Consider the following 23,445-nt stretch of genomic DNA (forward strand, 5'->3'; position numbering starts at 1 on the left):
AGTTTCTAGCTCGGTTTTTTTTATGGTTGCAGGTCATTTATATTAAAAGGAGGTGAATTTAATGGACATGAATACGGTTCTAATTATTGTAGGAGCCGCAATCGCGGCTTTTGTTGTGGGTTATTTACTCAGGAAATACCTGGCTGAAGCAAAAATCGCTTCAGCAGAGTCTGAAGCAAAAAAAATACTGGAAGAAGCCGAGAAAGAAGCCGAGGCCAGGAAAAGGGAAGCTATTCTGGAGGCCAAGGAAGAAGTCTTAAAATTACGTAACGATATTGAAAGGGAAAACAGAGATCGCAGGAATGAACTCCAGCGATTGGAGCGACGACTGGTTCAAAAAGAAGAGACCCTGGACCGCAAGGTCGATGCGTTAGAAAAAAAGGAAGAAAATCTGACCAGGAAAGAGTCGGAAATAGAAGCTGTCAAAGGTCAGCTTACAACGCTCTACAACCGCCAGGTAAGTGAGCTTGAACGTATCTCCGGCTTGACTTCCGAGGAAGCAAAACAGATTCTTCTTTCGGATATTGAAAAAGAAATCCAGCATGATGCGGCTATAATGATTAAAGAAATTGAAGGCAAGGCCAAAGAGGAAGGGGATAAGCGTGCCCGGGAGATTATATCCCTGGCTATTCAGAGGTGCGCCGCAGATCACGTCGCTGAAGCGACGGTGGCAGTGATTCCACTGCCGGGTGATGAAATGAAAGGGCGCATTATCGGGCGCGAGGGTAGGAATATCCGCGCTTTTGAAACCTTAACCGGGATTGACTTGATTATTGACGATACTCCGGAAGCTGTAATTCTGTCCGGTTTTGATCCGATTCGCCGGGAGGTAGCCCGGATTGCTTTGGAAAAGCTGATTGTGGATGGGAGGATTCACCCGGCTCGCATTGAAGAGATGGTGGAAAAGGCTCAAAAGGAGGTTAACAACCAAATCAGGGAGGCTGGTGAACAGTCCACCTTTGAGACTGGCGTGCACGGCATTCACCCTGAGCTTATTACCCTCCTGGGCAGGCTGAAATTCCGCACCAGCTATGGTCAGAATGTTCTAAAACACTCCATTGAGGTAGCCCATCTGTCCGGTCTGATGGCGGCCGAATTGGGCGTTGATGTACAACTGGCCAAGAGAGCAGGCCTTTTGCACGACATTGGTAAGGCTGTGGACCATGAGGTGGAGGGACCACATGTAACCATAGGTGTAGATTTGGCTAAAAAATATCGTGAGGGGCATGATGTTATTCATGCCATTGCAGCTCACCACGGCGATGAAGAACCTCAGACCATTGTCGCGGTGCTGGTCCAGGCGGCTGACGCAATTTCCGCGGCCCGGCCAGGCGCGCGCCGTGAAACTTTGGAAGCATACATCAAGCGTTTAACTAAACTTGAGGAAATTGCCAACTCCTTTGATGGTGTTGAAAAATCCTTTGCCATTCAGGCCGGCCGTGAAGTACGCATAATGGTCAAGCCGGATAAAGTGGATGACCTGGGAGCCGTCCGATTGGTCCGTGATATTACCAAAAAAATAGAAGGTGAGTTAGACTACCCCGGGCAGATTAAAGTTGTCATCATCAGGGAAACCAGGGTGGTAGAATACGCCAAATAACTTTAAGCAAACAGGCGCCTGTAATTTATGAAGTATTATTGAGCTTGTAACTATCGGCCTAATTGGCCGGTTTTTTTTGTTGTCAGAAAAGCAAATCCCAGAAAATATTGTAAAAAAGAACTGGCTGATGTGTAAGCAATGCGCGGGAATGATTCAAATGTGTGCTTATTTATCCAACATTCCTAGATATTTTAAACACGTGACAAGAAAAAAAAGCAGGAAAACTCTATTCAAAACAGAATCTCTACATATTGCGCAGGTCATAAGGAAGGTGACAGTTTTGGCATTCCGGTACAAAGGCAACAGGGGTAATGTTACAGACAGCGTTGGCCTGTTGATTTCAATTTTAGTCAGATATCCTGAAGTAGCTACCATTAATTTCGATCCTGAAAACCATTTGCTTAAATTTACCTTTATATACTCTCAGTCGCTTGGCAAAAATGAATTGGACAACCTGCACGATAAGCTCATGGACAGTATTGAAGTATATAATTTACTGGAAGGCAAGGAGCCTAAATTTGTCTCTTTAAACCACCAAGTTTGCAGCAACTTGACCATGATCGAAATACAGAGGGATGTAGATACCCTGGTTCAGGAAGAGATCACTCTCATCGTGAATCTCTTTCATCAGTACCTCCATAACAACCTGGTGACGGAAGATAATGAACAATTAGTCGAAGAAGATCTAATTGCCCAGGATGAATTAATTGAACACATGCTTGAGAATATCAAGTGCTCGAAACAGGAAAAATCTCTTTTTGCCTTTCGTGAGGAAGGCAGGGTGCTTGTTTTTAATAAATGATTGGGGGTTTTGGGCTTTTGCGCCTGCTGATGATAGGAGATGTGGTCGGGCGTGCGGGGCGCCGGGCCGTTAAGGTTAACCTGGAAGACTTAAAAAGGGAATTTAACCTCGATTTGGTTATAGCTAACGGGGAAAATGCCGCCGGCGGCGCCGGTATTACCAGGGAAACTGCGCAGGAATTGTTTGCATCCGGGGTTGATGTTCTAACCATGGGTAACCATGTCTGGAATGTCAAAGATGCCATTAATTACATTGAGCATGAGAAAAGAATCATCAGGCCGGCAAACTACCCGCCCGGTACACCGGGCGCCGGATCCAATATATTTGAAACCCGCCGGAAGGTTAAAGTTGGTGTAATCAACCTGGCCGGGCGGGTTTTCCTTCAGTCTCTTGACTGCCCTTTCCGCAAGGCGGATGAAGCCTTAGCCAGAATAAAGAAAACCACTGACATTGTTGTGGTTGATTTCCATGCCGAGGCCACTTCGGAGAAGGTAGCCATGGGATGGTACCTGGCGGGCAGGGTATCTGCTGTCGTGGGAACGCATACCCACATTCAGACCGCCGATGAACGCATTTTACCCGGCGGCACAGCCTACCTTACCGATTTAGGCATGACCGGCCCGCGAGATTCAGTGATTGGTGTAAAAAAGGAAACTGTTATTGACAAATTCATTTCCCAAATGCCTCAACGCTTTGAAGTAGCAAACGGACCTTATCAGTTTAACGCGGCTTTACTGGAAATTGACGAATATAATGGTGAGGCTTCTTCTATCAAACGGATCCAAAATTACGAATAAAATATTTCAATAATTAAGCACGAGTTTTTATTTAAGTCTTCTCAAAAGGAATTTTCCAGCCATTAGCGAATATAATTTCTTACAGGGAGTTCGGGACAACAAATCTATCACAGTCATGAAGGAGGTTGCTTGAGTGGATGTATTAAAGGTTTCAGCAAAATCCAACCCAAACTCTGTCGCTGGCGCCTTGGCAGGTGTACTCCGGGAACGTGGTTGCGCCGAAATGCAAGCCATTGGAGCGGGCGCACTCAACCAGGCAGTAAAAGCTGTAGCAATTGCAAGAGGCTTTGTGGCGCCAAGTGGTGTTGACCTGATCTGCATTCCGGCATTCACCGATATCATCATTGACGGGGAAGAAAGAACAGCAATCAAGCTGATCGTGGAGCCCAGGTAAGCGTATGTTTTTATCCGCCAGCTAACCAGGACCTGTTTATTCAAAAGGATAAACAGGTTTTATTATATTTGCGGGGGAATTGACTCTTGGTCTATCAGGTTAATAGAAGAGCGGCAGAACTGCACAGGCAGAGTGTGGTGGTAGACGCTCACTGCGACACCTTGACCGCGCTGCCGCAGCAAAATAGACGTCTTGGCCAGTCAACCGGCCGCGGTCATCTAGACCTGCCTCGCTTAAAGATGGGCGGCGTAAAATTGCAGTTCTTTGCCGCTTTTATCTCTCCGGAATATAAACAAGAGCCGCTGAAGCGGGCTCTGGAACTGGTTGATATTTTTCTGGAAGAAATGGCTGAAAACACAAAAGATGTCCAGCATGTAAAAAATCTGGACGAAATATACCAGGCCTGCAATTCCGGTAAAGTCGCCGCCCTGCTCACCGTGGAGGGCGGTGAATGCCTGCAGGGCAGCGCCGGGGTCCTGCGGCAACTATATATTTTGGGTGTACGAGGCCTTACCTTGACCTGGAATAACCGCAATGAACTGGGTAACGGGGTCAACGCAATGGAAACCGCAGGCTTAACCGCTTTTGGCTTCAATGTGGTAGAAGAGCTAAACCGCCTGGGAGCCCTGATAGATGTTTCCCACCTGTCGGAAGAAGGGTACCGGGACGTTCTGCGATATTCCATTCATCCGGTTATCGCGTCACACTCCAATTGCAAAGCTCTCTGCAACCACCCCCGCAACCTGAGTGATGAACAAATCAGATTGCTTGCTGAAAATGGCGGGGTGCTGGGGATAACCTTGGTACCGGACTTTTTAGGTGGAAGTAAGCCTTCCCTAAAAGAGGTACTTGACCATATTGACCACGCCGCAGCTGTCGGAGGTATAGACTGTGTGGGGCTTGGTTCTGACTTTGACGGTACAGGTACCCCGGCGGTAGGACTGGAGGATTGTTCCTGCTGGCCTGCTTTAACCGCCGGCCTAATCGATAGAGGATACTGTGACGGAGATGTTAAAAAAATAATTGGTGAAAATTTTTTAAGAGTAATCGGGCAGGTTTTAAAATAAATAATGTCGAAGTTCAAAGGGCGGTGATGTTAATGGAGGTTGACCTGCATGTCCATACCAATTATTCAGACGGCACGGAGAGTCCGGATGAAGTCACAGCAAAAGCAAAAGCAATGGGCCTGGGCGCAATAGCCATTACAGACCATGACACGCTGGAAGGAATTGAGCCTGCTATAACAGCCGGGAGACAGCATAACCTTGAAATTATCCCTGGTATTGAGCTTGGCTCGCAGTATCAAGGTCAGGACGTTCATATATTAGGATACCTGGTCGATGCGCAACACCGGGAGTTACTGGCAAGGCTTTCGTCAATCCGTAGTGACCGGGAGTTGCGCATGGAAAACATGGTGAAAAAACTGCAAGATTTAGGCTTTCCGGTTAACCTGGACCGGGTCCGGGCTATCGCAGGCATTGGTTCGTTGGGCCGTCCCCACCTTGCCGCAGCCATGGTGGAAACAGGTAGGGTAAAGACTATGTCCGAGGCTTTTGAACTTTATATAGGGCACGGGCGACCGGCTTACGTACCCCGCGCCAGACTCACTCCGGCAGAGGCGATCCATCTGATCCGCGCTTGCGGAGGGGTTGCTGTCCTGGCTCACCCCGGCCTGCTCAGCGATCAAGCGCCGCTAGAAGAGTTGATAGATGAGCTGATAAAAGCAGGAATCGCCGGTCTGGAGGCCCATCATCCGGCGCACGACAGGGAGCTGGCCGGTTATTATGAGAGACTGGCCCGCAGAAAAGGCTTAATTGCCACCGGCGGTTCGGACTACCACGGTCCGGAGCGCTATGCCGAAAGCAGACTGGGTTTGGTTGCTGTGCCTTACGGAGTAATTGAGGCTTTAAAAGCAAAAAGAGCGTGCGCTTCTTAATTTCGGGAGGTAATTATGGAGATAGCAAGGAGAATGCAAAGCCTGTCTTCAGGTGTTTTTAACGAGATGGAAATACGCAAAAAAACTGTTGAGGCCAGAGGCGTAGAGGTTATCAACCTTGGAGTGGGTAGTCCCGACCAACCCCCTGCGCCCCACATCGTTGAGGCTCTCCGCAAGGCAGTCAGCGACCCGAAAAATTATTCTTATTCTCTGGGTGGGACACCCCGCCTGCATAAGGCCTTATCTGGTTGGTATAAAAAACGTTTTCATGTAGACCTTGACCCTGACCGCGAGATCCTGGTGCTGATGGGTTCCCAGGATGGTCTCGCTCATTTGGCCATGGCTTATGTTAACCCGGGAGATCTGGCCCTGGTACCCGACCCTGGATACCCAATTTACAGCTTCAGCATTCAGATGGCAGAGGGAAACATTTATCCTCTTCCCCTCCTGGCAAAAAACCGGTTCCTGCCTGATCTTTCCCAAATTCCGGAGGAAATTGCCGCCAAGGCCAAAATGATGTGGCTTAATTACCCCAATAACCCGGTTGCCGTTTCAGCTGATTGGGAATTTTTTGGACAAGTGGTAGAGTTTGCGCGCAAATATGACATCCTCGTCTGCCATGACGTGGCCTACGCCGAACTGGCTTACGACGGTTTTAAACCTATGAGCTTTTTGGAAGTCCCCGGCGCAAAGGAAGTGGGGGTTGAGTTCTACTCACTTTCCAAGACCTACAATATGGCTGGCTGCAGGGTCGGCTTTGCCGTAGGCAATGAAAAGGCCATATCCAATCTGGCCCTGGTCAAATCCAACATTGATTACGGAGTGTTTTTTGCGGTCCAGGAAGCTGCTGTAGCAGCCCTGACCGGTCCGCAGGAATGCGTCAAAGAGAATGCGCGTACCTATCAGAGGCGCCGCGATGTGCTTGTTGACGGACTGGCCAAGTTGGGTTGGCAGATGCCCAAGCCCAACGCGTCCATGTTTTTATGGGCGCCAATTCCACGCGGGTATACTTCCTCCAGCCATTTTGCCGCCGACCTGCTGGAAAGAGCCGGCATAATTGTTATTCCCGGTATCGCTTTCGGTGAGATGGGAGAGGGTTACGTCAGGATTGCCCTGGTCAAAGACGAAATCATGCTGGCTGAGGCAGTACAGAGGATTGGTCAAAATTTTAATTTCCTTTAGCAATCACTTAGTGAGGGAACCTGCTCAAATGTCTATTAGCCTTCAAGCCGGCATATACTAGGATCGAAACACCTGGTGAGGAGATGCCGCCGTGGAAGAAAGGATGGATGTTGATTTCTTAAGGGATAGGGTCCTTGAGCTTGAGGAAAAAGTTGAACAGCTCAGGTTAAGCCGGAGAGTACTCATGAACTTGATTGAAAAAATTGAAAAGGATAAAGCTGGATTTTTATCCCGCCTGGAAAGGGAAAATCGTAAACTTCAACATAACAATTATCGCTATGCCCAACGGTTATTACATAAAAACAGGCAGATAGTGGAGTTGGAGTCAAAACTTCAGGATGGCGCCTCTCAAAATTTTCGCAAATAAATAATCTATCCACAGATATATACACAGGATGGCAATAATTGTTAGTATTAGCATAATACGCCTTGATTAAGGTTTAATCGACAAGCAATAGACCCGGGGGGGTCTTTTTTTTGGTCATATATGGTATAATGCTATATATTACAAATATTATGAATGGCGGCGGTTTTGGTGCGAATAGCCGTGATTGACGGGCAGGGCGGAGGTATAGGCAAACACCTTACTGAAAGACTGCGCCGGGAATTACCTGAAAATATTGAGTTTTTGGCCCTCGGAACCAATGCTCTGGCCACTTCCGTGATGTTGCGGGCAGGCGCCAACGAAGGAGCAACCGGCGAAAATGCCGTGCTCTACAATTCCTTACGGGTTGACATCATTGTCGGGCCAATCAGCATTCTTTTTCCAAATGCCATGCTGGGTGAGTTGACTCCCAAAATGGCGGAAGCCATTGCTTCCAGTCCCGCCCGCAAGGTGCTCCTGCCGCTTAGCCGCTCCGGCATTGATATTGTCGGCTTAAAGGCTGAGCCGTTACCGCACCTGATCGAAGAATTGGTTAAAAAGGTAAAGGATATTATTACATGATAAATAGTTCTTGCTCTGCAGGATAATGGTAGATGATGTGGAATATGAAAAATTAAATTGCCGCAGTCGCCCTTTTGGGTGTAATTGGGGAATCAGGTGCGATACCTGAGCGGTCCCGCCACTGTAACCGGTTACGCGCACAGCGCTTTAATGCCCGGCCAGGCTTATTAAAGGGGAGTAAATGCGGGTAAACGGAAGCCAGGATACCTGCCTGCGGGTAACGACCGGACTTCCTTCGAGGTAAAGGGGACGGCGGGTAAAATTGCTTTACACAAACCCCGTTCCTTTAAGGAGGCGGGGTTTTACTATGGTAAGCCCATTTAAAGTATTGATCGGCTGGTGGATTATGAAAGGTAAACTTATCCTGGTATTGGGAGGAGCCCGCAGCGGTAAAAGCGAGCTGGCTGAGAACATAGCTTCACGGCTTGGAGGGGCTGTTAAATATATTGCCACTGCCACAATACAAGACCCGGAAATGGCTGAAAGGGTCAAACTGCACCAGGGACGAAGGCCTGCATCCTGGCTCACGTTCGAAGAACCGACAAATATCCTTGGGGTTTTAAAAAATGGAAAGCAGGGCGATGTGTTTCTTCTGGACTGCGCCACCCTTTGGCTTACCAATCTTCTTTTGGCAGAAAACCTGCCACGCTGCGGAGCTGCGACTGCTGAAAAGCAGGAATATATCCTTGGGCAGGCTCAAGCCGCAGCCGAAACGATTCACCAGGGCCACCACCTGATTATCGTTTCAAGCGAAGTCGGGTTGGGCCTGGTTCCGGACTATCCCTTAAGCAGGACGTTCCGGGATCTGGCAGGAAAGGTCAATCAGCTTCTGGCCTCAAAGGCGGACCAGGTCTACTTAACAATAGCCGGGCTTCCTCTGGAGATAAAGTCGCTGGCAGAGCAAAAATGGAGTGATTGATTATGTCGGCCAAAACGATCATGATTCAGGGAACAGCTTCACACGTAGGCAAGAGCGTTCTGGTTGCTGCGCTTTGCCGCATTTTTAAACAGGACGGTTACCGTGTCGCCCCTTTTAAGTCACAGAACATGGCCCTGAATTCCTTTGTCACCAGAGACGGCGGTGAAATGGGGCGGGCTCAGGTGGTGCAGGCCGAAGCTGCGGGTCTGGAGCCTTCTGTTGACATGAACCCGATTCTGCTCAAACCTACCGGACACGCATCGTCCCAGGTGGTGGTCCTGGGCAAGCCGGTGGGCAACCTGTCCGCCATGGGTTACCATACGGATTACGCGCCTAAAGCCCTGGCAATAATCGAAGGAGCTCTGAACCGGCTGCTTGCGGCAAATGACATGGTGGTGATCGAAGGCGCCGGAAGCCCGGCTGAAGTCAATCTTCAGGAGCACGAAATTGTCAACATGCGTATCGCCAGGATGGCGCAAGCCCCGGTTTTGCTCGTAGCCGATATTGATAAAGGGGGAGCCCTGGCCTCAGTAGTAGGCACCCTGGAACTGATAGCTCCCGACGACCGCGCGCGTGTACGCGGAATTATTATCAACAAATTCCGCGGTGATATCAGCCTCTTTCAACCCGCGGTGAAATTTTTGGAAGAGAAAACCGGTAAACCGGTAATCGGGGTGGTCCCTTATTTTCAGGGGTTCAGGGTTCAGGAGGAGGATACCATACCTGAGGATAGAAGCCGTGCCGAACTGGTCGAAGAACAGGGCTGGGTTGATATAGCGGTTGTTAATCTACCGCACATCTCCAATTTCACGGACTTTGACCCGCTGGAGGACGAGCCTGACGTCAGGCTCCGGTACGTAAGCAAGGGAAGCAACCTGGATGAACCGGATTTAATCATCCTGCCGGGCAGCAAGAATACCATCGGCGACCTGGCATTCCTGAACCGTTCCGGATTAGCGGCGCAGATCGTTGAGTTTTACCGCAGGGGAACCCCTGTCATCGGCATCTGCGGGGGGTTTCAGATGCTGGGCAGGGAACTAAATGACCCTCTGCATACCGAGTCTGAAATTCCACGCCTAGACGGGCTTGGGCTCCTGGACACTTCAACTACTTTTGCTCCGGAAAAAATCACCACCCAGGTGGAGGCTGAAGTTGCCGGTTCCGGGCTTTTTCTTTGCGAAACCTCAGACAACAGGATTAACGGTTACGAGATCCATATGGGCAGAACCGAACTGGCCCCGGACGTGAGGCCCGCCTTTACCATACTGGTACGCTCAGGAGAAAAGGTTTTCTTTCCAGACGGAGCCGTAAGCCCGGACGGCCTTGTTTTCGGCACTTATATCCACGGTATCTTTGACAGTGATTCCTTCCGCAGGCGCCTGATTAACACTCTGCGCAGGAGAAAAGGGCTTGAACCCCTGCAGGCCTCCGATACCCTTTTGGTCCACGAACAGAGGGAGAGAGATTTTGACAAGCTGGCAGCTGTTGTCCGGAGCAGTCTGGCTATGGAAAAGATTTATGGCCTGCTTGGCATGGAGGGACCTATCTGCCATGGGTAAATTGAAATGCCTATAAACGCCGGACTTCTTATATTTGCCGCCTACCTGTTGGACCTGGTTTTGGGAGACCCGCATGGTTGGCCCCACCCGGTGGTTTTGATCGGCAAGGTCATCTCCAGCCTGGAAGCTGGGGTGCGGCGTTTTTTCAGGAGTCCCGCGGCTCTGCTGGTATGCGGCGCTATGGTGGCGGTCATAGTTGCCGGGGGCAGCTGGCTGGTAACCGCCTGCCTGGTCAGGTGGTCCTATGCAATAAACTACTGGTTTGGCTCTGTCCTTACCGTTTGGATTATTTACACCACAATCGCAGCCAAAAGTCTGGCCGCGGCAGCCTGTGATGTTTACAACTCTTTGCAAAAGGGCAATTTGGCCGAAGCCCGCCGCAAGGTGGGATGGATTGTCGGACGGGACACAGAGCAAATGGATGCCGCTGACGTCACCAGGGCCACGGTTGAAACCGTCGCCGAGAATATTGTTGACGGAATTGTTTCACCCCTTTTTTATGCCCTGCTGGGCGGCGCTCCACTGGCTATGGCTTACCGGGCGATCAATACCCTGGACTCGATGCTGGGCTATAAAAACGAACGTTATATAAATTTTGGCAAAGCCTCCGCCCGCCTTGACGATATAGCCAATTATATCCCGGCAAGAATCACCGGCTTTCTGATCCTGGCAGCTTCCTGGCTGCTCGGGATGAACACCAAAGGAGCAATTTCGTCGATGCGCAGAGACTCTTCCAGTCACCCCAGCCCCAACAGCGGTATCCCCGAGGCTGCCGTTGCCGGCTCACTGGAGATAAGATTGGGCGGATTGAATTACTACCAGGGCAGCCCTTCTTTCAGGGCCTACATGGGGGAGGATTTGGCTCCCCTCAAACCGTTTCATATTCTGCAAACCGTCAAGATTATGTACGTAACAGCAACTTTAACAGCAGGTCTGGGCCTTGCGGGCTGGTACCTGCTGATATAGGAGCGACCTCATGTCAAGCATACCCAGGCTGCTGATTGCCGGCACCCATAGCGGGGTAGGGAAAACCACCTTATCCACAGCTATCATGGCCTCGCTAAATAAGCGTGGTTTAAACGTACAACCCTTTAAGGTGGGTCCCGACTATATTGACCCTGGATATCATAACGCTGTCACCGGCCGTGTGTGCCGCAACCTGGACTGGTGGATGCTGGGTGAAGAAACGTTGCGGGAACTTTTCATTCGCTCAGCGGCAGACGCCGATATATCCATTATCGAGGGAGTGATGGGACTATATGACGGGATCGGCGCGACTGCTAACAGCAGTTCCGCCCATGTGGCCAAAATCCTTGAGACCCCGGTAATTTTGGTCCTTGACGCCCGTTCCATGGCGCGCAGCGCCGCCGCGGTTGTTTTGGGCTATCAACAGATGGACCCCGCTGTCAACATCCGTGGCGTCATCCTTAACCGCGTATCCAGCCTGAGGCACTACCGGATATTAAAAGAAGCAATCGAGTCTAACTGTCGGATCCCTGTTGTCGGCTATGTTTACCGTCAACCGGATATTCAGCTCCCGGAAAGACACCTGGGGCTGTTGCCAACCACGGAAAAATCAAGATTGCCGGAACACTTGACAGCAATGCAGCAAGCTGTGGAGGAAGGGATCGATTTTGCACATCTAATCGCCCTGGCGGGGGAAACAGTAAGCTTGCCGAAACCTGGCAGGCGAGTTTTCCCGGATATGCCTGGAGAGCGCCGGGTAAGGCTGGGTCTGGTGCAGGACCGGGGTTTTAATTTTTATTACCAGGACGCCCTTGACCTGCTCACAGCATTTGGCGCTGAACTGGCGCCGTGCAGTCCACTGAGCGGGCAAGGACTGCCTGCCAACCTGCATGGTCTCTATATAGGGGGAGGCTTCCCGGAAATGTTTCTTGAAGAACTGTCCCGCAACACCCTCTTCCAGAAAGACCTGAAAGCCGCGGTCACCTCCGGCATGCCCGTATATGCTGAGTGCGGCGGCTTAATGTACCTGACCACATCCATTGTGGACTTTAGCAACCGCAAGTACCCCGCGGCAGGCCTTATTGACGGCTGCTGCAGGATGGGGCAAAAGCGGGCAGGTCTTGGTTACGTCACCGCTAAAGCCCTGGATGACAACATCATATGCAGCCGGGGCGTTTCTTTGCGCGGCCATGAGTTTCATTATTCGACGTTGGAGCTTGGACGGGAATATCAAAGAGCCTACCGGCTGGCCAAATGGGGAGAGCAAACTGCCTGGCAGGACGGAGTAATAACTGCGAATATTCTGGCATCGTACGTCCACCTGCATTTTGCCGGCTGTCCGGATACGGCCGGAAGACTGATCGAAAGCTGTGAAAAATATAAAAACTCCTGGTAGCTGAGCAAGAAACGGAAGCAGGGGGACGGTTCTTTTGCTTCCTTGAAAATAACTGTACAGCCGTTCAGCCCACAGAGTGAATCCCGAAAATGCAGGTGCGAATTCATTCGCGCAGAAGTTACATTAGACCCCATGCCGCCTGCGGCGGTACCAGCAGAAAATGAAAATTTATATTTTCAGGATAGCAGTTCAAGTCCGGCGCTAATGCGCCGTGTGCGATTGAAATCGCACCTGCAGTACTTGTGTTTTCATGATCCGTAGCGCCGCGATAACGGCGTGGTAAACTATCCCAAGAATAAATACTTTCTAAATTAAATACCTCTTCAAACCGGGAGGCCGTTTTGAAAAGTATCCTTTTAGCTTTTTATCAGTTAACAAGACTGCCCCTGCCAAATGTAGATTTTGACGAAAAAGCTTGCGGCCGGTCCACCCTTTATTTCCCTGCCGTGGGATTGTTTTTAGGAGTCCTGTTGGCCTCTCTGGCATGGGCGGCAGGATTTTTATTCCCTGCGGGGATCAAGGCTGCGCTGATTGTCGTTGGTATGGTTGTCCTGACCGGCGGCATGCACCTGGACGGCTTTATGGACAGTGTCGACGGCCTTTTTAGCGGGCGGCCGCGGGAAAGAAAGCTTGAGATTATGCGGGACAGCAGGGTAGGAGCTTTTGGCGTTATCGGAGTAATATGCCTGCTGTTATTGAAATACAACCTCTTGCTCGAGCTTCCGGACGGTGTTTTATTTAAAGTCCTGCTGGTCCTTCCTGCGATAAGCAGGTGGGGCATGTCCATTGCTGTTATAGCCTTTCCTTATGCCAGACCGGATGGGCTCGGAAAAGTTTATGCCGTACAGTCAGGCAGCAGGGAGCTGGCAGGCTCAACCATTATTACCGCTGTTGCGGTCGCATTGATTCTAGGGCTGCAGGGGGCCTGGCTGGTGGCGCTGGCGGCTTTTGCCGCCTGGGTGGCAGGCAAAAAGATTGTCAAGGAGTTGGGCGGGTTAACCGGTGACACCTACGGGTTTATCAATGAACTGCTTGAGGTGGTCCTGCTCCTGGCGGTTTACCCCATACTCCGGTGGACCTGCGGCTTTCATTCTGTTTTCTAGCTGCCAATATACAGGCGCTTGTTTCATTTTGAAAGGAGTCATGCAAGTTGCCTCTGGAACACACACACGGCGGAAACCTGAATAAAGCCGCCCGTAAGTACGGTCTGCCGGTCAAAGATATTACGGATTTCAGCGCCAATATCAATCCCCTTGGGCCCTCCCGCAAGGCGCTTTCAGCCATATCGAAAAACCTTGACCTGATTTCCGCTTACCCGGATCCGGACTGTACTGAACTTAAGTCTGAACTGGCAAAATATCTGGGGATAAAAGAAGAAAGGCTGCTGATGGGTAACGGGGCAGCTGAACTGGTTTACCTGCTGGTCCGCGTACTGAGGTGCAGGAGGGCGCTTATCCCGGTACCGACTTTTTGCGAATATGCCCTTGCGGTTTTGTGCCAGGGGGGCGAAGTGCTTGAACTGCCCATGTCCGAAGAAAACGGCTTCAGGCTTCCGGTTGACGAGATCATCGCCTCATTGCCTGACGCAGACCTCCTTTTTCTGTGCAACCCCAATAACCCCACCGGGCGGTTAACCGGCCGCAAAACAATCCTGACCATTCTTGAAAAAGCGTGTTTGCACGGTGTTATGGTCCTCATAGATGAAGCGTTTATGGATTTTGTCCCCAGGCGGGAGTTTTTTTCTGTTATCAAAATGGCCGGACAACAACCCAACCTGGCGGTCCTTTACTCCATGACCAAATTCTTTGGCATCCCCGGTCTGCGCTTGGGGGCGATAGCCGGGCCCGGGGAGCTGCTGTCCCGCATGAGCGCCGCCAGGGACCCCTGGAATGTTAATGTACTGGCCCAGGTTGCCGGCGTAGCCGGCTTGATGGATTACCAACACATGCGGGATACCTGCCGAATAGTAAACTGTGAAAAGAAATTTCTTTTCGGACAGCTTGCCTCACTGCCCGGTGTTCAACCACTGCCCGCAGCCGCTAATTTTATCCTGGCAGATGTTGCCGGCAGTGGGTTCACTTCATTTGAATTAACCGAACTGCTGGGCAGGCAGGGGGTGCTGGTCAGGGAATGCTCTGATTTTAACGGGCTGGCCGGTCGTTTTTTGCGACTGGCAGTAAAAACTCGCCCGGAAAACGAGAAGCTGTTGCTGGCTCTTAAAGCAATAGTACAGGGAGAGAATAAATGAGCTGCCGTGTGTACTTAATCAGACATGGGGAAACAGAGTGGAATAACACCATGAAGTTCCAGGGAGTGACCGACATACCGTTGTCGGAGCGTGGCCGCCGGCAGGCGGTTAGCCTGGGTAAACGGCTGGCGGCACTGAAGCTTGACGCGTTTTATGCCAGCGACCTGGTCAGAGCGCGTGAAACAGCAACAATTATCTCCAGCCGGCACGGCATGTCCATTGTGACTGTCCCCGCACTAAGAGAGCTGAATTTTGGAGCCTGGGAAGGGTTAACCATTGCAGAAATAAAAGAGCTTTTTGCCGGTGAAATAGAACAATGGTGGGAAAACCCGTTTTCAATCAGGATCCCGGGCGGTGAAACCTACAATGAATTGATTGAAAGGTCCGTTAACGCCATCAAGGAGATTATAGCGCGGCACAGCGACGGCCGGATAGCGGTAGTGTCCCACGGGGGTCCAATCAGAAGCATCGTGGGCAGCGTTCTGGAAATGGATTTGGGTAAATACTGGCGGCTGGGACTTCATAACGGGTCTTTGAGTATCCTTGACTTCACCGGTTGGGAGTACGGAATTCTTACGCTTTTCAACGACTGCTCCCATTTAGCCGGCAACAATGCCGGCAGTTCTTATTAGTAAGCCATTGGCTTAAATGACAAATTGTAACATTATTTGCTCTTGCAATTTAATATGTCTGTTATTACCATTAATAGTGACAGATTGTTTTATAACGCCCAAATGATAAACATTATCCGAAGTCATTTTACCTATGGCCATGTTGGCTATGGTAACTTGACCGGCAGGGTGCATACCGGAAACGGTCGTGCCTCCCATTGTGGAAAGGATAGTATATGTTGGGGTTTATAAAGCCCTTCATTGCAATTTATTTCACAATGAAGGGCTTATTCTTTATTCCAAAAGCATCGCTTTAGTGGCATCGAAAAAGCGCAATACAGCCGGCGGAGGTGTCTAACGGCTCCAAAGCAGGGTTTTATTAATGCGATATAGGGTTCATTACTCAAAAAAGCATGTGGTCTACTAATATTATTTCTAGGGGGAGAAGAGTTGAAAAAAGCAGCAATGAAGATGGTTCTTTCTTTGTTTCTGGCACTGTCTCTAACTCTTACAACAACGTCTCTGCCGTTATCGGTCAATGCAAATTATAACGGCATAAATGAAAAGAACCAAAAAAGCAATGAAACCGGCGCTCCAAGCATACAAGAAGATGTATATGCCGGCAGGGACGGGGAGAATGGCAGTTTAGACCAAGGCGTTGCAGATGAAGTTTACACACAGATGCAGTTTGACCCTCTTTGGCCGTTAGAGCTGAACGAGTATAAAACCGACCGCTTTATCGTTAAATACAAAAGCGCCAAAAGCAAGGGCGGCCTGGCCGTTTTTTTAGGTCAAGATTTGAAAGAAATAAGAAATATCAACAACAGCAAGTTTAAAAGCTTTAATGTCATAACGACAAAAACAAAGATGAGGAAAGAAGATTTCATAGCGAAAGTAAAAAGTAAAAATGCAGAAAGCGAAATTGAATACATTCAGCCTGATTATAAGCTGACGGCAGCATCGCTGGATGCGGAAATAGATGCACAGCAAAACGAGCAGGACATAACTGATGCAGTGCAACAGGATGGGAGTCCAGACTATCAAGCTGGACAAGCTAGCGCCCGGCCGGGAGAAGAAAACTTGCCGGAATTCCTGCAAGGACTTCCACCCAATGACCCGATGGTAGAACAATGGCTAACAACCTACCAAGCAAAAAAAGAAGCGCGGAAAAATACAGCCGATGCCGGAACGCCGGTGAACATGGCTGATGTCAATATAAAAGCCGCCTGGGGAAAATCTCAGGGAGAGGGAGCCATAGTCGCCATATTTGATACAGGAATAGACATCACCCATAAGGATTTATCGCAGAGAATTTGGACAAACCAAACCGAAACACCCGGCAATGGGACCGATGACGACGGCAACGGCTACATCGACGACATAAACGGCTGGAACTTCAGTGACGATAACAGCCAAGTGCACATGCATGGCCAGGAATACGATGAATGGCACGGGACGCATCTTGCAGGTATCATTGCCGGGGCAGCGCCTGAAGCAAAGATATTGCCGTTGAAAGTATTTAATAACGGTACAGCCTATACCAGCGACATCATTGAAGCCATTGAATACGCCGAAAAAAAAGGCGCAAAAATAGCAAACTGCAGCTGGGGGACAAGCTTCGACAACCCGGCCTTAAAAGAAGCCATTGCAAATTCCACCATGCTCTTCGTATGCGCGGCAGGCAACAGCAATGCCGATATCGACACCAGTCCGGTTTACCCGGCGTCATACGGCGAGAATAACATTATCACAGTCGCCTCCATCAACAAAGACGGAAATTTATCAGGTTATTCCAACTATGGTCAGACATCGGTAGATGTCGCAGCTCCGGGTGAGAATATTGTCAGCGCCACACCCGGCGACAGGCATGGTATGAGCAGCGGGACATCCCAGTCAGCCGCCTTTGTGTCGGGCGAGGCCGCGCTGATACTGGGCGCGTGCAAAAATGCCGTTGCGGAGGAGCTCAAACAGATCATAATACAGACCTCCGATAAACTACCCGGTCTGATCAATCAAGTAAGCGATGGAAACAAAATTAACTGCGGCAGTGCGGCATCAACTACCATTTTGGAAAAGAGTGAAACGCTAATCAGCGATGATAATAACGACATATCAGTCAGTGAATCAGTATACGGGGACATTTCAGTCACTGATTCAGTATATGGCGAAACCATAGATAAAGAGTTTGTTTATGGCAATCCTACCGTCTCGGATACACTTTATCAGACCGCTGGCGAATACAGCCTGTACTCCGGAGAGCTCTGGAATATTAAGGCGAGTATGCCTACGCCAAGATTTTTTTTGGCAGCAGCAGAGGTAAACGGGAAGTTATATGCCATAGGCGGCGAAGGCAGTAGCGGCTATTTAAATACAGTAGAAGAATACGATCCTGCGACAAATACCTGGACTACAAAAGCAGCTATGCCAACACCAAGGAGAGGGCTAGCTGCTGCAGCAGTAAATGGGAAGATATATGCAATAGGCGGCAGTAATTATAACGGCAAGTTAAATACAGTAGAGGAATATGACCCGGCAACAAATACCTGGGTGGTAAAAGCAAGTATGCCTACACCAAGGTGGTTGTTGTCAGCGGCGGCAGTTAATGGGAAGATCTATGCGATAGGTGGAAATAACAGTAGCGATTTTTTAAATGCAGTAGAAGAATACAATCCTGCCACAAATACCTGGACGGCAAAAGCGAGTATGCCTACACCAAGAAATTATTTGGCAGTTGCGGTTGTTAATGCGAAGATATATGCAATAGGCGGCATGTACAATAATAACAGTTTAAATATTATGGAAGAATATAACCCCGCAACAAACACGTGGACAGCGAAAACAGGTATGCCCATGCCAAGATTAGGGTTGTCGGCAACCGCTGCAAACGGAAAAATTTATGCAATGGGCGGACGATATTTCTACGATGATAATGGCCGGAACGTAGTAGAAGAATATACCCCGGCAACAAATACGTGGAGAACAACAGCAAGTATGCCAACACCCAGACATTTACTGGCGGCGGCGGCAGTAAACAATCGGATTTATGCGATAGGTGGATATGGCATTGATAATATATTAAATACAGTTGAAGAATTAGTATTAGAAACTGGTTCTTATGAATACGAGTATACATATAATGAAAATAGTTCCTTGCGTTATTTGAATTTGCCATCCGGGCAAACCATTGAATATCAATATGATAATAACAATAATTTAATCCGCCGATTTATAGCTCCATAACATTTACGATAGTAAATTTTTATAAAGGGAGGATTATCAAATTTGAAAAAGTTATTAACATGTTTGTTGATTTTATCTCTATTGATAAATATCTCTATTCCGGTATATGCCCACAATAACGAAAGTATTGCGGAGCAAAATACCAGCATCTTACCCGGCTTCACGGTCACTAATGAAATGGATGGCTCGGACGGCTCAACTCATCAGACTGGTAAAATCCAGTCGGTTTCCGATGTTGTATATGAAAGATCGGTAAACCCCACGGAAATAACAACAACTGAGCTACAACCTCCGATAAAGAATGAGATTTTAGAGTTAAATCTAGCTCAAAATGGTTCCGTGGAAGATTTCGTTTATGGTCAATCGGCCTTCTATAATACTCTTAAAAAACACAACAGACTTGACCTTTTGAACAAATTGCCAGCTAAAGTACCATCAGTATCAAATGAAGAGTATAAAGTAGAAACTTCAGTGTCAGGTGATCAAGATTTATCTGTACCCAATGATGTTTACAACGTAACAGACCAGTCAATATTAGCGATGGCGATGCAGTCCGCTACCGACCAGGCGTGGTACAACACGCTGGTTGGTCCATCTGCCATGAATGGGGTTGACAATAAGCAGTACTCCGCTTGGGCCAACATTGATGAAGTGGTTTCACCCTATACCGGTGATTTGACAATCAAACAGACGGACCTTAAATTGCCGGGCAGAAACGGACTGGATTTAGAAATTAGCAGGATCTACCAGAGCAATCAAGCATTGTTGGGTAATCGCCTTACTTCAGGAATAGGCCATTGCTATACTGATTATTCAACGTATTATCTGAACAGGTACGCGCTGGGTGCGGGTTGGGCTTTCGGCTTTCCTTCTGTTCAGGTGGAAGAGACGTATGGAAGAAAAGAACTCTACTACCATTCCGGTGACGGGAAAGTATATCACGTAAATTTTTCCGCCGGGAACTATAGCAACCTGGAAAATTATTACCTGGAAGATGTTAAATTTAATAACGATACTGGTTTTTCTAATGGTCAGGTTAGCAGCCAATACTCATTTACCACAGCCGACCAGACCAAAAGGTATTTTGCCGCTGACGGACGGCTGTTGGGTATCGTCGACCGTTTTGGAAACCAAATTACATTCAAGCATACAGAGATGCCGGTAACCAACAGCGCCCCCAATAATGATTTTACGTTTGATGCTAGTGATATAGGTATGTGGAGCAATACTAATACGATGGACCCCGATCCCAACAAGCATTATTACTTTGATCAGACATTCGGCAAAGACGATAACACTTCACTTAAGTTTACCGGTTCTGGAGTTAGCCAGGAATCAGAAAGTTGGCATATACCTGTGTTGCCAAACACTAAGTATCATCTCAGCGGGTATCTATATAATCAACTGACCAGTGGTAATGCCCAGCTTTTTCACCGTGAATATGATCAGTATAAAAATATTGTGCAGGCATCTAATGCTGCAATGTCCTCTACCGCCAAAAATACCTGGGAGCCTTTGTCCCAGACATTTGTTACCTCCTCCAGTACGTATTATGTTCAATTAGTATTTTCAAATAATAACGCAACCGGGACATCCTGGTTGGATAAACTCAGGTTCGACCGGGCTTGGCCGCTGATCTCCGAAATTACTGACAGCATCGGGCGAAAGGTGACATTTACCTATAACGACACGCTATTTCAAGATAACGTTTCCGATGCGGGAACAATAACCGTTATGGTAACTGATCCATCGGAAACAAACAATCATACCTTAACCTATACCAGGGGTATTATTAAATGTTGGTATAATTGGAATAATGAATGGCAAGAACTAAGGAGATACCCAAGACTTTACAGTTATAATGACGGAGAACAAACCAATTGGTATAATTATACTCTTCCCCAATACCCCCTTAACTACGGCGATTATACCTATGTTCTTTTCTCATATGATGAATCAAAAAGTGAGTTTACGTATGGCAAAACATACCAGTTATTACTAAATGAAATATATCTTAGAAATTCCAAAACCGTATATGAATATGAAAAGGCAACAAAACGCTTGGGGGATAATGGTTTTTATGATATATACAGGATTACAAAAAGATTTGAACAGGGTATATATTACGATACGGGCTATTGGGGGACAGATTATCAGCGGACTTATTCATATAGCGGAAACTATAACGGAACAATATATGATAATGAAACGGGATACCCCAACCAACAAGATCTGTCCAAAGATGCCAATTATCAGTTTACAAGCACCATGCAGCAGAATAACGGCCTGATAATAAAAGAAACCTACAAAGGTAATAAAGAATACAAGAAAGAAGAATACAACTCAAGCGGGGAGAAGATATTTACCTGCTACGAGGAATACGATCCCAATTTTAAGGATAACGTGACCAAAATCAGAACCGAGCAATATAACGCCAGCGGTAACGTCTCTACCCTTTACACTGGATACACCTATAACGACTGGGGCGGTACTGCTTCCGGGACAGTACCGCTGACATTAGATCAGTGGAACGACGCCACTTTTAAAAGCCAGCATACCACAAGCTTTACCTATGATCCAACTTACAAGTTTCTAAAGACTAAAAGTTTTTACCAAAAACCCGGGTTACTGTTGACAGAGTCAACCAACTATGACAGTATGGGGCGCGTTACCACCACTACCAATGCTAAAGGTGAAACTACCGAGTACCAGTATGGAGATGCAAGCCACCCTGGCAATTACACCAGGGTAAACATCCATCACGGTGGTGGCCGGACAACCAGGACCGACTACGACTATTCCGGGGCTTACTATGCTTTTCCCACAACCGTCACCCTTTACTACACAGAGGAAGGAGTCCCCAAAAATAGTACAACCTATAAGGGCTATGAGTTTCTCTGGGGGAACGTGGTCAGTGAAACAGATGCCTTGGGCAACGTAACCAGCTATAGCTATGACTCTCAAGGCAGGCTCCAGAAAATAACCCATCCGCAATCAACGGGTACAAACGAAGCTTATGTGGCGGAAGATAATTTTGATTATGATAATAGCGTTTTTACTAATTATCATAATCAGCAAAGAGTTCTTAGAGTCCGATACTATAAGACGAAAAACGGCTCCATATTTTTGGATACCTATAGTTATTATAACGATCAAGGGAACCTGAGCCATACTATTTACTATGACTATGAACGTGAAGATTGGATTCTGGCGGGTAATGCTTATAATAATTACGGACAGTTAATCTGGGTCAAGGACGCCAACGGCAATGAGACTAATTATCAGAGCGATGAATGGGATCGTTTGAAGAAAGTTACCGATCCCCAGGGCAACTACTATACGTTTGGCTATGATATATTTAGCCGCACTAACACCACTTATTTTGTTCCGGCTGATACCGGTATAGCCGAAAACCACTACGTGGAGACATATGACCAGTGGAGCCGGACGATTTCAAGAAAAGGCTTTCCCGACGGGCCGGGCGGGTCTGCTGTGGTTGAAGAAAAATATGAGTATGACTTTGTCGGCAACCTTACCAAGCTGACAGACGCCAATAACAATGCCACCTTATATGGTTACGACGCCTTGAACAGGCTGAACAAAGTCACCAACCCCCTGGGCGAAACCACCGATTACGATTACGACCGGCTGGGAGATCTTACCCAAATCAAACAATACCAGGACACGAGCACCTTTTCCACAGTAAAGCAGTATAGCGAGAGAGGCGCCATGGTTTCCAAGCAACTCCCGGCAGGCCAGCCTACTACCTATAAATACAATGCCAACGGCTTACCTGTGGAGATAACTGACTCTTCAGGCAAGATCACGACCATGCAGTATTACCCGGATAACAAGCTAGCCGAAAAAAGGGCCAACCAGGATAAGATCGAATACTACTACAGTCCCCTGGGAGGTGTGGAAAAATACCAGCCGGCAAACGACACTACCGGGAACGGAGAGGCGTTGACTTATGAGTTTTACTCCACCGGACTTGCTAAACAAAGAACAGTCGGAGGCTATAGCGTTGGTTTCCAATATGACATACTGGGCAATAAAACTAAATTAACCGACCCCTTTGGTTTATCAACTGATTATCAATACAACAACCTGAACAGGTTGACCACCGTAACTTCGGACGGGAAAAACTTCACCTATGAATACTACGGCGACGGAATGGTCAAGGCGGTAAACTATCCCCAGTTGGCCAACGGGTCAAGCATCCGTACTGAATACACCTACGACAACATCAACCGGCTCAAGACCATGATAAACTGGTGGGCGGACAAGTTGTTCACACAATACAGCTACGGTTACGACAATAACGGCAACATTACCTCGGTTACCGAAAACGGTGAGGCCACAATCTACACCTACGATGCCTTAAACCGTCTGACAGGTATACAAAGGCCGAACGGCGAACAGATCAGCTATCAATACGACACCAGGGGAAACCGGATTCTCACCACCGTAAATGGTAGAAGCCTGGACGGATTTATTCCCGGAGAAATCAGCTATAACAACTGGGACGAGTTGGCCACATTCACCACCGGTGGGAATACCTACAACTATTTCTATGATCCCGAGGGGTTGAGAAATAATAAAGTTACTCCCACCGGTACCACTAGGTATCATTACGACAACAGAGGCAGGGTAGTCGCTGAGTCCGACGCCAGCGGTGGTGTCACCGCAGAGACAATCTGGGGAATACAGGCCCTGGCCAGGTGTAATCTTGCTCGTAAAGTAGTCCTGGCAGGCAGGATTTTTTTGCACATTGATTATCTAAAAGATGATTCAGAACCCTCCCCAATCTGCTAAAATATTTGCAGTTTCTTTGGGGAGGTTATTATTT

Annotated in this window: 18 protein-coding genes and 2 riboswitches; all 18 genes read left to right on the top strand. The window is 48.3% G+C overall.

The genetic code is table 11. The features are described 5' to 3' along the window. Nucleotides 1-61: 61 nt before the first annotated feature. The 18 genes from rny to Psfp_RS06165 all read left to right on the top strand — a co-directional run bounded on the left by rny (nucleotide 62) and on the right by Psfp_RS06165 (nucleotide 23,411). On the top strand, nucleotides 62-1,600 hold the full coding sequence (gene rny / locus Psfp_RS06080) for a ribonuclease Y (protein ID WP_134217656.1): 1,539 nt from the start codon (nucleotides 62-64) through the stop codon (nucleotides 1,598-1,600). Between the two features lie 280 nt (nucleotides 1,601-1,880). Next, nucleotides 1,881-2,402 carry a hypothetical protein gene (locus Psfp_RS06085; protein ID WP_134217657.1) on the top strand — a complete coding sequence of 174 codons (522 nt, stop codon included), beginning with the start codon at nucleotides 1,881-1,883 and terminating at the stop codon, nucleotides 2,400-2,402. Nucleotides 2,403-2,419: 17 nt separating this feature from the next. Then, complete coding sequence (locus Psfp_RS06090) at nucleotides 2,420-3,199, top strand: TIGR00282 family metallophosphoesterase (RefSeq protein ID WP_134217658.1); 780 nt, start codon at nucleotides 2,420-2,422, stop codon at nucleotides 3,197-3,199. A 133-nt stretch (nucleotides 3,200-3,332) separates the two neighbouring features. Continuing rightward, nucleotides 3,333-3,593 (top strand): stage V sporulation protein S, encoded by a 261-nt coding sequence (locus Psfp_RS06095; protein WP_134217659.1) that lies wholly within the window; start codon nucleotides 3,333-3,335, stop codon nucleotides 3,591-3,593. 86 nt (nucleotides 3,594-3,679) lie between these two features. Beyond that, entirely contained in the window at nucleotides 3,680-4,660 is a 981-nt protein-coding gene (locus Psfp_RS06100; protein WP_134217660.1) for a dipeptidase, read from the top strand. Between the two features lie 32 nt (nucleotides 4,661-4,692). Beyond that, nucleotides 4,693-5,529 (top strand): PHP domain-containing protein, encoded by an 837-nt coding sequence (locus Psfp_RS06105; RefSeq protein WP_134217661.1) that lies wholly within the window; start codon nucleotides 4,693-4,695, stop codon nucleotides 5,527-5,529. Nucleotides 5,530-5,544: 15 nt separating this feature from the next. Continuing rightward, on the top strand, nucleotides 5,545-6,711 hold the full coding sequence (locus Psfp_RS06110) for an LL-diaminopimelate aminotransferase (RefSeq protein WP_134217662.1): 1,167 nt from the start codon (nucleotides 5,545-5,547) through the stop codon (nucleotides 6,709-6,711). Nucleotides 6,712-6,814: 103 nt separating this feature from the next. Then, the gene (locus Psfp_RS06115) at nucleotides 6,815-7,078 is read left to right on the top strand and encodes a translation initiation factor 2 (RefSeq protein ID WP_134217678.1); all 264 of its coding nucleotides are present in this window, start codon (nucleotides 6,815-6,817) and stop codon (nucleotides 7,076-7,078) included. 168 nt (nucleotides 7,079-7,246) lie between these two features. Then, nucleotides 7,247-7,657, top strand: coding sequence for a DUF3842 family protein (locus tag Psfp_RS06120; RefSeq protein WP_134217663.1), 411 nt, complete (start codon nucleotides 7,247-7,249; stop codon nucleotides 7,655-7,657). 47 nt (nucleotides 7,658-7,704) lie between these two features. Next, a riboswitch (cobalamin riboswitch) is annotated at nucleotides 7,705-7,887 on the top strand. A 77-nt stretch (nucleotides 7,888-7,964) separates the two neighbouring features. After that, entirely contained in the window at nucleotides 7,965-8,576 is a 612-nt protein-coding gene (gene cobU / locus Psfp_RS06125) for a bifunctional adenosylcobinamide kinase/adenosylcobinamide-phosphate guanylyltransferase (RefSeq protein ID WP_243120502.1), read from the top strand. Between the two features lie 2 nt (nucleotides 8,577-8,578). Then, complete coding sequence (locus Psfp_RS06130) at nucleotides 8,579-10,135, top strand: cobyric acid synthase (RefSeq protein ID WP_134217664.1); 1,557 nt, start codon at nucleotides 8,579-8,581, stop codon at nucleotides 10,133-10,135. Nucleotides 10,136-10,141: 6 nt separating this feature from the next. Continuing rightward, the gene (gene cbiB / locus Psfp_RS06135) at nucleotides 10,142-11,101 is read left to right on the top strand and encodes an adenosylcobinamide-phosphate synthase CbiB (protein WP_205079484.1); all 960 of its coding nucleotides are present in this window, start codon (nucleotides 10,142-10,144) and stop codon (nucleotides 11,099-11,101) included. A 10-nt stretch (nucleotides 11,102-11,111) separates the two neighbouring features. Then, nucleotides 11,112-12,497 carry a cobyrinate a,c-diamide synthase gene (locus Psfp_RS06140; protein ID WP_134217665.1) on the top strand — a complete coding sequence of 462 codons (1,386 nt, stop codon included), beginning with the start codon at nucleotides 11,112-11,114 and terminating at the stop codon, nucleotides 12,495-12,497. Nucleotides 12,498-12,838: 341 nt separating this feature from the next. Continuing rightward, on the top strand, nucleotides 12,839-13,600 hold the full coding sequence (gene cobS, locus Psfp_RS06145; RefSeq protein ID WP_192895287.1) for an adenosylcobinamide-GDP ribazoletransferase: 762 nt from the start codon (nucleotides 12,839-12,841) through the stop codon (nucleotides 13,598-13,600). Between the two features lie 47 nt (nucleotides 13,601-13,647). Next, entirely contained in the window at nucleotides 13,648-14,745 is a 1,098-nt protein-coding gene (cobD, locus tag Psfp_RS06150; RefSeq protein ID WP_134217667.1) for a threonine-phosphate decarboxylase CobD, read from the top strand. Beyond that, nucleotides 14,742-15,377 (top strand): alpha-ribazole phosphatase, encoded by a 636-nt coding sequence (cobC, locus tag Psfp_RS06155; RefSeq protein ID WP_134217668.1) that lies wholly within the window; start codon nucleotides 14,742-14,744, stop codon nucleotides 15,375-15,377. The genes cobD and cobC overlap by 4 nt, the downstream gene beginning before the upstream one ends. A gap of 102 nt (nucleotides 15,378-15,479) precedes the next feature. Continuing rightward, nucleotides 15,480-15,603: riboswitch (molybdenum cofactor riboswitch) on the top strand. 203 nt (nucleotides 15,604-15,806) lie between these two features. Then, a complete protein-coding gene (locus Psfp_RS06160) occupies nucleotides 15,807-18,596 on the top strand; it encodes a S8 family serine peptidase (RefSeq protein WP_134217669.1) in 2,790 nt (929 codons plus the stop codon). A gap of 42 nt (nucleotides 18,597-18,638) precedes the next feature. Further along, nucleotides 18,639-23,411, top strand: coding sequence for a DUF6531 domain-containing protein (locus tag Psfp_RS06165; RefSeq protein WP_134217670.1), 4,773 nt, complete (start codon nucleotides 18,639-18,641; stop codon nucleotides 23,409-23,411). Nucleotides 23,412-23,445 lie beyond the last annotated feature (34 nt).

Source organism: Pelotomaculum sp. FP, assembly GCF_004369245.1.
Lineage (GTDB): Bacteria > Bacillota > Desulfotomaculia > Desulfotomaculales > Pelotomaculaceae > Pelotomaculum_C > Pelotomaculum_C schinkii.

Excerpts from the sequence above, each read along its gene's own strand:
- rny (WP_134217656.1), top strand. The coding sequence starts at position 62 with ATGGACATGAATACGGTTCTAATTATTGTAGGAGCCGCAATCGCGGCT.
- Psfp_RS06105 (WP_134217661.1), top strand. The coding sequence starts at position 4,693 with ATGGAGGTTGACCTGCATGTCCATACCAATTATTCAGACGGCACGGAG.
- Psfp_RS06110 (WP_134217662.1), top strand. The coding sequence starts at position 5,545 with ATGGAGATAGCAAGGAGAATGCAAAGCCTGTCTTCAGGTGTTTTTAAC.
- Psfp_RS06115 (WP_134217678.1), top strand. The coding sequence starts at position 6,815 with ATGGATGTTGATTTCTTAAGGGATAGGGTCCTTGAGCTTGAGGAAAAA.
- cobU (WP_243120502.1), top strand. The coding sequence starts at position 7,965 with ATGGTAAGCCCATTTAAAGTATTGATCGGCTGGTGGATTATGAAAGGT.
- Psfp_RS06130 (WP_134217664.1), top strand. The coding sequence starts at position 8,579 with ATGTCGGCCAAAACGATCATGATTCAGGGAACAGCTTCACACGTAGGC.
- cbiB (WP_205079484.1), top strand. The coding sequence starts at position 10,142 with ATGCCTATAAACGCCGGACTTCTTATATTTGCCGCCTACCTGTTGGAC.
- Psfp_RS06140 (WP_134217665.1), top strand. The coding sequence starts at position 11,112 with ATGTCAAGCATACCCAGGCTGCTGATTGCCGGCACCCATAGCGGGGTA.
- cobC (WP_134217668.1), top strand. The coding sequence starts at position 14,742 with ATGAGCTGCCGTGTGTACTTAATCAGACATGGGGAAACAGAGTGGAAT.